Source organism: Rothia sp. (in: high G+C Gram-positive bacteria) (genome assembly GCF_015265375.1).
Classification (GTDB): domain Bacteria; phylum Actinomycetota; class Actinomycetes; order Actinomycetales; family Micrococcaceae; genus Rothia.
Genome location: NZ_JABZXW010000074.1, coordinates 1 through 8,795, shown reverse-complemented (window position 1 = coordinate 8,795; position 8,795 = coordinate 1). Strand labels below are relative to the sequence as shown.

Genomic DNA, 8,795 nt, shown 5'->3' with positions numbered 1-8,795 from the left:
GGGGCGTATTAAAAAATCCTCATTTATTTTTTAAACGCGGGGTCTAAATAAAAGAAATGCATTCCAAAAATACCCGAAAAACTACGCCTAGAAATAAACCTTTTTAGTGTGGGTGATGCGGGTGACGAATCGAATCACGCCAATGAGCGCTCGACCCCAACCCAAAATGCAAAGCAAAAAACGTACCAAAACAGCAGAAGCCAAACGCGCACGCCATGTACACACCATAGGTCAGCATCACAAACTCAGAATCATGGCTCAGACCCGACGCCACAATCATCGTCAACGAAACAGCCAGAATGATAAGCCACGCAGCGCTCGCAGCCGCAATCACCCACGAGATAGCGCTCAACACCGGGTGAGGAACCCTAAACGTGCGCTCAGGGTCCTCAGAGGCGGGTACAGTCGCTACAGAAGCTGTAGCGGGGGCAGTAAGTGGAGCTGATGAACGCCACGGAATATGCGCATCAGCATGCTGACTGGAAACCTGCGCCGGACGCTGCGGGACGCCTCCAGCATCGGGAGGGGAAGAAAGATACGGTTGCTGCAATGCGGGCTCCTGGATGTGGGACCTTGCAAGAGAAGAAACAGCCTAGTTCCTACTTTCGCAAAAATGAGTATCGGCGATAGATTGAAAAATAGAGTGAGTAATTATTCTTTCTATAATTCAAGACTAGAAGTGAACCGCATAAAAAACGAGAGCATCAGCAAATAAGATGCAATATGACGCGAAAATTTCGAAAAACACAACGAAAAAGCAGTAAACCTCAACCTGAAGGTTCAGGGTAGGGTTATTAGACAGGGACCTTAGCCGTAAAACAACGGCACAGACACAGCAACAGCGAAAGGAACGAGCATGGGAATCATCCTCCCACTCCTCTACTTAGGGGTAGGAATCGGGCTCGCAATGTTGCTACCTGAGCACTGGGGTAACCGCCTGAAAGAAAGCGCCTCCGCCCTGCTGACCCGCTGGATCATTCCCACCGTCATCATCTACACCGTCGCCACCAGCCGCCCTGAGCTTTTCTTCGTTGCAACCTCCACCATGGTGTTGATGCTCCTCGGCGTGCTCTGTGCCGGACGCATCACCCGCGACCCTGTACAGAAGCTCGCCTTCGTGTACCTGAACGCGGGACTCTTCGGCATCCCCGTAGTTGCCGGATTCTGGGGCGAGGAAGCCGTGCGAGTCTACATCGGCGCGTATATCGGCAACTCCATCATGGGTAATATTCTGGGCACCTCGCTACTACGCGGTGGTTCCGGGGTAGACCCCAGGGTAGGGGAGAGCAACGCACCGGATGCACAAGCCACAAAGAGCCGTGGTGGAACCCTCCGCACGGTGCTGCGGGGCCTGCGTACCAGCCCGCCCGTTATCGCCGTGGTAATCGGTCTGCTCTGCCTGCCTGCGGGCTCTTTCCTGAGCCAGTACGGGGCAGGTTTCTACCGGGTGCTCACCTGGATTTTCAGCTTTATCGGACTGATTGTTTTGGGCATGTGGCTCGGCGCCGCCAAACTGCACCGCGCCGACCTGACCCGCGCCGCCGGATGGGCGTTCCTGCGCGCCGGGCTCGTGAGCGTCTACAGCGTCGGCGTGCTGGCGTTCGCCCGCTGGGTGCACGACGCTGCGGGCGTGCACTTTGACCAGTTGCTCGCGCATCCGCAGGTGCTTTTCCTTCTGGCTGTTCTGCCGCCAGCAGCTAATATCGTCATTCTGGAAACCCACTACCGGCATGAAGGCACCGCAGCCCCCGTCATTGCCGCAGGGGCGGCCGTCAGCGTAGGCATGATAGCCCTCGCCGTGCCAATCCTGCAGTTCGTCTTCGCCAGCTAAGTAGAGCCAAGAAAGCACGCCGGGAGAACACAGGAGACAACACAAAAGGAGGGCGGGGCATAAGCCTCACCCTCCTTCTGCTGTCTATCACCTTATCGGCACGCGGTAGCACTCAACGAGCTACAGCGCTTAGCGAACGATGTGGTACACCTTCGCCTCGTAGGGGCGCAGGGTCGAACCCGCGTCGTCCTTGTAGTTTGAGCTCACCAGCTCAACACGAGCACCAGCCTCACGAGCCTCAGAAAGCACAGCGAAGTCGCGCTCCTGCTCCTCGGCAGTGAAGTTCGAAACAACAAGCAAAGACTCGTTCGCGGGGCTGCCATCCGCACCACCGGTACGGGTGTACGCGTACACAGCCTCATCCTCGTTGTGCGGAACCTGAACCGAATCCACCGGAGCGAAGGCTGCGTAAACCATCAGGTCCTTCAGCTTGCCGCGGCGCAGAGCCACCAGCTGCTGGTAGTGGTAGAAGATCGAATCCTCATCCGCCAGAACAGCCTCAGCGTTAATCGCCGGGTAGTTCGGGTTCACAGCAATCCACGGGGTCACACCCTCGGGGCTGAAACCACCGTTAGCGGAGGCATCCCACTGAACCGGGGTACGAGCGTTATCGCGGCCCTTAATGTAAATCGCCTGCATCGCCTCTTCGTGGCTCAGACGCTTGTGATCAACGTGCATGTCCTCGTAGAAGCGGATCGAGTCACCATCGCGGTAATCCTCAATCGAATCAAACTTCACGTTGGTCATGCCCAGCTCTTCACCCTGGTAAATGTACGGGGTGCCCTGCATGAAGTGCAGAGTGGTCGCCAACTGCTTAGCGGACAGGGTGCGGAACTCATCCGAATCGTTACCGAAGCGGGAGACAACGCGCGGCTGGTCGTGGTTGTTCCAGTACAGCGAACCCCAGGCGTTACCCTCCAGAGTGGTCTGCCAGTCGTTCAGGATGCGCTTGAGCTCGGTCAGCTTGTACGGTGCGTAGGACCACTTGCCGCCCAGATTGCCGTTCGGGTCGTTATCCACGCCCATGTGATCGAAGTGGAAGATCATGTTCAGCTCACCGGTGTGGTAGCCAGCCCACAGCTTAGCGTCCTCGGGGCTGGTTGCGCTGGTCTCGCCCACGGTCATCACGTCGTAGCGGCTGAAGGTCTCGCGGGTGAGCTCCTTCATCCACGGGTGCACCATGGTGCCGTTCGTAATAACGAACGGAATCGAGGAGGTGTGCTTCTCATAGTCGGTGGAGGGGTCATCCGGGTAGCCCTCAGGCTTGGAGATGATGTTGATAGCGTCCAGGCGGAAGCCATCAACGCCCTTGTCCAGCCACCAGCGGACCATGGAGTACAGGTCCTCGCGAACCTTCTCGTTCTCCCAGTTCAGGTCGGGCTGTTCCTTGAAGAAGATGTGCAGGTAGAACTGGCCGGTCGCCTCGTCCCACTCCCACGCCGGGCCGCCGAACTCGGACGCCCAGTTGTTCGGAGGAATCGGGTTGCCGTCCTCGTCGAAGCCCTTCGGGTCCTTCCAAATGTAGTAGTCGCGGTAGGGGTTGTCCTTGGAGGAGCGAGACTCCTTGAACCAGGGGTGCTCATCGGAAGTGTGGTTTGCGACCAGGTCCATCAGGATCTTGATGCCGTGCTTGTGAGCGGTTTCAAGCATCTCGTCGAAGTCTTCCATGGTGCCGAAGTCACTCATGATGGCGAAGTAGTCAGAGATGTCGTAGCCGTTGTCCACGTTCGGCGAGTCGAACACGGGGGAGAGCCAAATGACGTTGATGCCCAGCTTAGCCAGGTAGGGCAGCTTCTCGGTAATGCCCTTCAGATCACCGATACCGTCGCCGTTAGCGTCGTTGAAGGAGCGGGGGTACACCTGGTACACCACGGCTTCCTTCCACCACTGGCGGCCTTCATAGGAGGGAACCTCGTATGCCTCGGAGTTGCTCATAATTGCCTTTCTATACCGGCCATCCAGCCGAAAAGAGGAACAAATTTTGTCTGTGATTGAAGTATAGGGCGAAGAGGGACCGGAATGTCCGTTTCTGGTCCCCCTTCGCACAGTATGAGTGGGGTACGACTACTTGGCGTTACCGAAGAGGTACACCTTCGCCTCGTAGGGGCGCAGCAGGGTGCCCTCGTCGGTGAACTCGCGGTTCTCATCGCGGTAGTTCGAGCTAATCAGCTTCGGGGTGTTCTCGATTGCCTTCAGCTCAGTCGGGGAGAGTGCCTGCGAGTTGGTCAGCACCACCGAATCCAGGTTGCCGCCCGCGTAGTTCAGCTGAACGGTGTCATCGGTGAAGTTGGCGACGACCAGCAGGGCGCGCTCGCCGGTTGCGGCGGCGTCCTCGTCGGAGTTCACGCGCAGGTAGGCGTAAACCTGGTCATCCTCTTCATCCAGCAGGCGGTACTCGCCGGTCAGGACGATCGGGTGCTCGCGGCGCAGGCTAATCAGGTCGCGGTAGTGGTAGAACACCGAATCCTGGTCAGTGAGCTCTGCCTCCGCGTTGATTTCGGTGTAGCGCGGGTTCAGCTTCAGCCATGGGGTGCCGGAGGTGAAGCCTGCGTTCTCGCCAGCGGTCCACTGCATGGGGGTACGGGCGTTATCGCGACCGGAGGCGCTGATGTAGCGCAGCATATCCTCAGCGGAGACGCGGCCCGACTCTTCAACGTACTTGCGCCAGGAGTCGTGAATCTCCAGGTCGTTGTAGTCCTTCACATCGTCGAAGAAGACGTTGGTCATGCCCAGCTCTTCACCCTGGTAGATGTAGGGGGTGCCCTGCATCAGGTGCAGCACGGTGCCGAGCATCTTGGCGCTGACGGTGCGGTACTCGGGGGAGTCGTTACCGAAGCGGGAGACGGTGCGCGGCTGGTCGTGGTTGTTCCAGTACAGGGAGTTCCAGCCGCGGCCGTGCAGGCCTTCCTGCCAGTGGGTGAGGACCTTCTTGAGGTCAACCAGGTTGAAGCGGCGGTCGGACCACTTGCCGGTCACGCCACCTTCGGAGGCGTCTACGTCCATGTGCTCGAACTGGAACACCATCTGCAGCTCGTTGCGGTCGAAACCGGTGTAGAGTGCGGCGTCGTCCACGGTCACGCAGGGGGTTTCGCCCACGGTCATGACCGGGTACTTGCTCAAGACCTCGCGGTTCATCTCCTGCAGGAATTCGTGCACGCGCGGGCCGTTCGCTGCGACAGCCAGGGAGTTGTCGAGGCCGCCAGCGAGGACTGCCGGGTCCTCGGGGAAGGAGAGGTCCTTAGAAATTAGGTTGATGACGTCCATGCGGAAGCCGTCCACGCCCTTGTCCAGCCAGAAGCGCATGATGTCGTAGACCTCTTCGCGGACCTTCGGGTTCTCCCAGTTCAGGTCGGGCTGCTTGACGGAGAAGTAGTGCAGGTAGAACTGGCCGGTCGCCTCGTCCCATTCCCACACGGAGGGGCTGAAACAGGAAATCCAGTTGTTCGGCGGAATCGGCTTGCCATCCTCATCGAAGCCCTTGGGGCCGCGCCAGATGTAGTAGTCGCGGTAGGGGTTGTCCTTGGAGGAGCGTGCCTGCTTGAACCATTCGTGCTCGTCGGAGCTGTGGTTGACGACCAGGTCCATCATGAGCTTGATGCCGTGCTTGTGCGCGGTTTCGAGCAGCTCATCGAAGTCTTCCATGGTGCCGAACTCGGTCATGATGGCGCGGTAGTCGGAGATGTCGTAGCCGTTGTCATCGTTCGGGGAAGCGTAGATGGGGGAGAGCCACAGCACCTGAATACCGAGCTTGGCGAGGTACGGAATCTTCTCGGTAATGCCGGGCAGATCGCCGATGCCGTCGCCGTTGGAGTCGTTGAAGGAGCGGGGGTAAATCTGATAGACCACCGGTTCCTGCCACCACTGGGTCTGGGTCGTCATTGTTCTTCCTTCCCTTGGTATGGATGAGTGTTGTGTGGGGCCGCTCTGTGGGCGGCTAAAGTCTGATGCCCTTTTAGGACTGGGTGGTGAGGGGCGTCAGGAGGCTCTGGGGTGCCCAGCTGGAGGGGTCAATTTCCAGGAGTAGACCGCTGTGGTCGGAGATGGCTTCGGGGGAGTTGTCGCGGAAGACTACCGCGTGCGAGTTCACCGTGAGCAGTCGGTCAGCGAACACAAAGTCAATGCGCTTGGCGTCCGTGCTACCTTCCCAGCCGGCGATTTCGCGGTGGACGGTGTTTTCGCCGTCGGTGTGCTCCGCCAGTGAGCGGGTATCAACCATACCGCTGGAGGTGACCAGCGCGTAGCCTTCATCGCTCAGATGCGCGGCGGAGTTAAAGTCGCCGCCGAGCAGTACGGGTGCGGTGAGGGCACATTCTGCCAGGGCCTGTGAGAGGCGGGTGTATTCCTGCGCGAAGAGGGGCTCACCGTCGAAGTCCCACCAGGACATGTGAGTGGTTGCGCACCAGAAGGTACCCGTCTCAGTTTCGATGAGCGCTGCCTGTGCGGCGCGGCGCTGTACCTGGTGGTAGCCGTACTCGGGAGACATATCGATGGGCTTGATGCCGCGAATCGGCAGACGCGAGAGAATCGCTACGCATTCGTCGTAGCGGTCCCAACCGATGTGGGCTTCGGTGAGGGTCCACTCGTAGGTTGCGCCCATTTCGTTGAGTGCCTGCACGAGTAGCAGGGCGTAGTTGTCTTCGTGGACCGGCACGCCTGCGCCGCCGCGGTAGTTGAGGGGCTCCTTCACCACGGGGGTGGAGGTGAGCTGGTTGACTTCCTGCAACGCAATGACATCCACCTGCTGTTCAATGATGAACTTTGCGAGGGTGCGGATTTTGGCAATTTGGTGGATTTCGCACCAGCTGTGCGTGTTGAGGGTGAGGAAGCGCATGTATTAAGTCCGGGGTATGTGTGAGGTTGAAGAATGATATGCACACCGCGCATTGAGGTGGCGAGTGTTTATGCACTCTGACCTATGGGTGCACTGTTTATGCTATCGATTCTGTGCACTAGGTAATAGGGAAAAAGTCTCATCTGCAGCAAGTATTTTTAACCAGTGCCGGGAGATGTTTCAGGTTCTGAAAAACTCTTTCAAAACTTCTGCTTTTGGTATCTGCGGGTAGGTATGACCTGGCATTATTGTTTTTGTCTAAAACACATTCGGCATTTAGCGCACGCAGGATATGTGGCACCCGTCTCATATACTTTCGTTTGGAGGTATAAAGATACGGCGTGACCATCGCAGGATGGCAATGATCGCCAACCCCTGCGTCCGCTCACTCGACAACCCGAAAGGGCGTATAGCCTCATGATGGAAAAAGTACAGAGGTTCGGCTCTGCCATGCTGGCACCCGTTCTTCTCTTCGCATTCGCTGGCCTCGCGGTCGGTATTGCGATCATTGCACAGAACGGCGAACTGATTCCCCTCGCTGCTGATAAGGAAAGCGCGTGGAACCACTTCTGGTCTGTTTGGGAGTCCGGCGCATGGACCGTCTTCAACCAGATGGAACTGCTCTTCGTGATCGGTCTGCCCATTGCACTGGCAAAGACCGCTAACGCACGTGCAGTGATGGAAGCTGCAATGGTCTACCTGACCTTCAACTACTTCGTCGGCGCCATGCTCAAGGTATGGGGCAAGGGCGGCACCGGTTTCTTCGACCTGGACTACACCACCGACATCTCTAAGAGCGCGGCAGGTACCGGTCTGAAGATGATCGCCGGTATCAAGACCATGGACACCGGTATCTTCGGTGCAATCATCATCTCCGCAATCGTGGTGTGGGTACACAACCGCTGGTTCGACAAGAAGCTGCCCGACTTCCTCGGTATCTTCCAGGGTTCCCAGTACGTCTACGGCGTCTGCTTCTTCCTGATGATGCCCGTGGCATTCCTGTTCTCCTGGCTGTGGCCCTACGCTCAGCACGGCATCTCCTCCCTGCAGGGCTTCTTCATCGCATCCGGCGCACTCGGCGTGTGGGTTTACACCTTCCTCGAGCGCTTCCTGATTCCGACCGGTCTGCACCACTTCATCTACTCCCCGTTCGTCTTCGGTAATGTTGTTACCCCGAACGGTATTGCTAAGGACTGGCCGACCCACCTGACCGAGTTCGCAAAGAGCGACAAGCCCCTGAAGGAACTGTTCCCCGGCGGCGGCTTCGCACTGCACGGTAACTCCAAGGTCTTTGCACCCATCGGTATCGCAGCGGCGTTCTACACCACTGCTCGTCCCGAGAAGCGCAAGGAAGTTCTCGCTCTGATGATCCCCGTCTGCCTCACTGCGATCCTGATCGGTATCACCGAGCCCCTCGAGTTCACCTTCCTGTTCCTGGCACCCCCGCTGTTCCTGGTCCACGCAATCCTGGCAGCATCCATGGCAGCAATCATGTACCAGCTGGGTCTGGTTGGTTACATGGGTGGCGGTCTGCTCGACTTCCTGTTCCAGAACTGGATCCCGCTGTGGGCAAACCACTCCGGCACCTACCTCATGCAGATCGGTGTGGGCCTGTGCTTCACCGTCCTGTACTTCCTGATCTTCCGCTTCATGATTCTGAAGTTCGACTTCAAGACCCCCGGTCGTGAAGAAGACGGCGGCGAGACCAAGCTCTACAGCAAGGCAGAGTACAAGGCAGCTAAGGCTGCTGAGAAGAACGGCGGCGCTGCTGCTGAGTCCGCTGACGGCGACCTCTACGCACCCCGTGCAGCTGGCTTCCTCGAACTGCTCGGTGGCGCAGAGAACATCACCACCGTGAACAACTGCGCAACCCGCTTGCGTGTCTCCGTTGCTGATGAGTCCCTCGTCAGCCCCTCGGATGCAGACTTCAAGAATGCAGGCGCTCTGGGCCTCGTCCGCAAGGGCAAGGCATTCCAGGTTATCGTCGGTATGGACGTTCCCCAGGTTCGCGAGCGTTTCGAGACCATGGTGAACGAAGCTAAGACCCTCTCCTAAGAGACTTCAGCTTTCAACCGCCTGACGGTATGACGCCTCATAAGGTATAGACTTCGCCGGCGGTATCGGATAACACCC

At 58.1% G+C, this 8,795-nt stretch carries 6 protein-coding genes; 2 read left to right on the top strand and 4 right to left on the bottom strand.

All coding sequences use genetic code 11. The features are described from left to right. Nucleotides 1-103 precede the first annotated feature (103 nt). Nucleotides 104-355, bottom strand: coding sequence for a hypothetical protein (locus HXO69_RS08115; RefSeq protein ID WP_168165530.1), 252 nt, complete (start codon nucleotides 353-355; stop codon nucleotides 104-106). A 501-nt stretch (nucleotides 356-856) separates the two neighbouring features. Here HXO69_RS08115 and HXO69_RS08110 point away from each other — a divergent pair. Continuing rightward, entirely contained in the window at nucleotides 857-1,831 is a 975-nt protein-coding gene (locus tag HXO69_RS08110; RefSeq protein WP_296546427.1) for a permease, read from the top strand. Nucleotides 1,832-1,960: 129 nt separating this feature from the next. Here HXO69_RS08110 and HXO69_RS08105 read toward each other — a convergent pair whose 3' ends face one another. The 3 genes from HXO69_RS08105 to HXO69_RS08095 form a co-directional block, all read right to left on the bottom strand. After that, nucleotides 1,961-3,766 (bottom strand): alpha-glucosidase, encoded by a 1,806-nt coding sequence (locus HXO69_RS08105; RefSeq protein ID WP_005505076.1) that lies wholly within the window; start codon nucleotides 3,764-3,766, stop codon nucleotides 1,961-1,963. A gap of 129 nt (nucleotides 3,767-3,895) precedes the next feature. Beyond that, complete coding sequence (locus HXO69_RS08100; protein ID WP_296546425.1) at nucleotides 3,896-5,710, bottom strand: alpha-glucosidase; 1,815 nt, start codon at nucleotides 5,708-5,710, stop codon at nucleotides 3,896-3,898. A gap of 73 nt (nucleotides 5,711-5,783) precedes the next feature. Beyond that, nucleotides 5,784-6,662 carry an endonuclease/exonuclease/phosphatase family protein gene (locus HXO69_RS08095; protein ID WP_296546424.1) on the bottom strand — a complete coding sequence of 293 codons (879 nt, stop codon included), beginning with the start codon at nucleotides 6,660-6,662 and terminating at the stop codon, nucleotides 5,784-5,786. A gap of 417 nt (nucleotides 6,663-7,079) precedes the next feature. Here HXO69_RS08095 and HXO69_RS08090 point away from each other — a divergent pair, with 417 nt between their 5' ends. Further along, a complete protein-coding gene (locus tag HXO69_RS08090) occupies nucleotides 7,080-8,717 on the top strand; it encodes an alpha-glucoside-specific PTS transporter subunit IIBC (protein WP_296546422.1) in 1,638 nt (545 codons plus the stop codon). Nucleotides 8,718-8,795: the final 78 nt, after the last annotated feature.

What these genes read in the sequence shown, in the direction of transcription:
- HXO69_RS08110 (WP_296546427.1), top strand. Translation starts at nt 857, where the DNA reads ATGGGAATCATCCTCCCACTCCTCTACTTAGGGGTAGGAATCGGGCTC.
- HXO69_RS08105 (WP_005505076.1), bottom strand. Translation starts at nt 3,766, where the DNA reads ATGAGCAACTCCGAGGCATACGAGGTTCCCTCCTATGAAGGCCGCCAG.
- HXO69_RS08100 (WP_296546425.1), bottom strand. Translation starts at nt 5,710, where the DNA reads ATGACGACCCAGACCCAGTGGTGGCAGGAACCGGTGGTCTATCAGATT.
- HXO69_RS08095 (WP_296546424.1), bottom strand. Translation starts at nt 6,662, where the DNA reads ATGCGCTTCCTCACCCTCAACACGCACAGCTGGTGCGAAATCCACCAA.
- HXO69_RS08090 (WP_296546422.1), top strand. Translation starts at nt 7,080, where the DNA reads ATGATGGAAAAAGTACAGAGGTTCGGCTCTGCCATGCTGGCACCCGTT.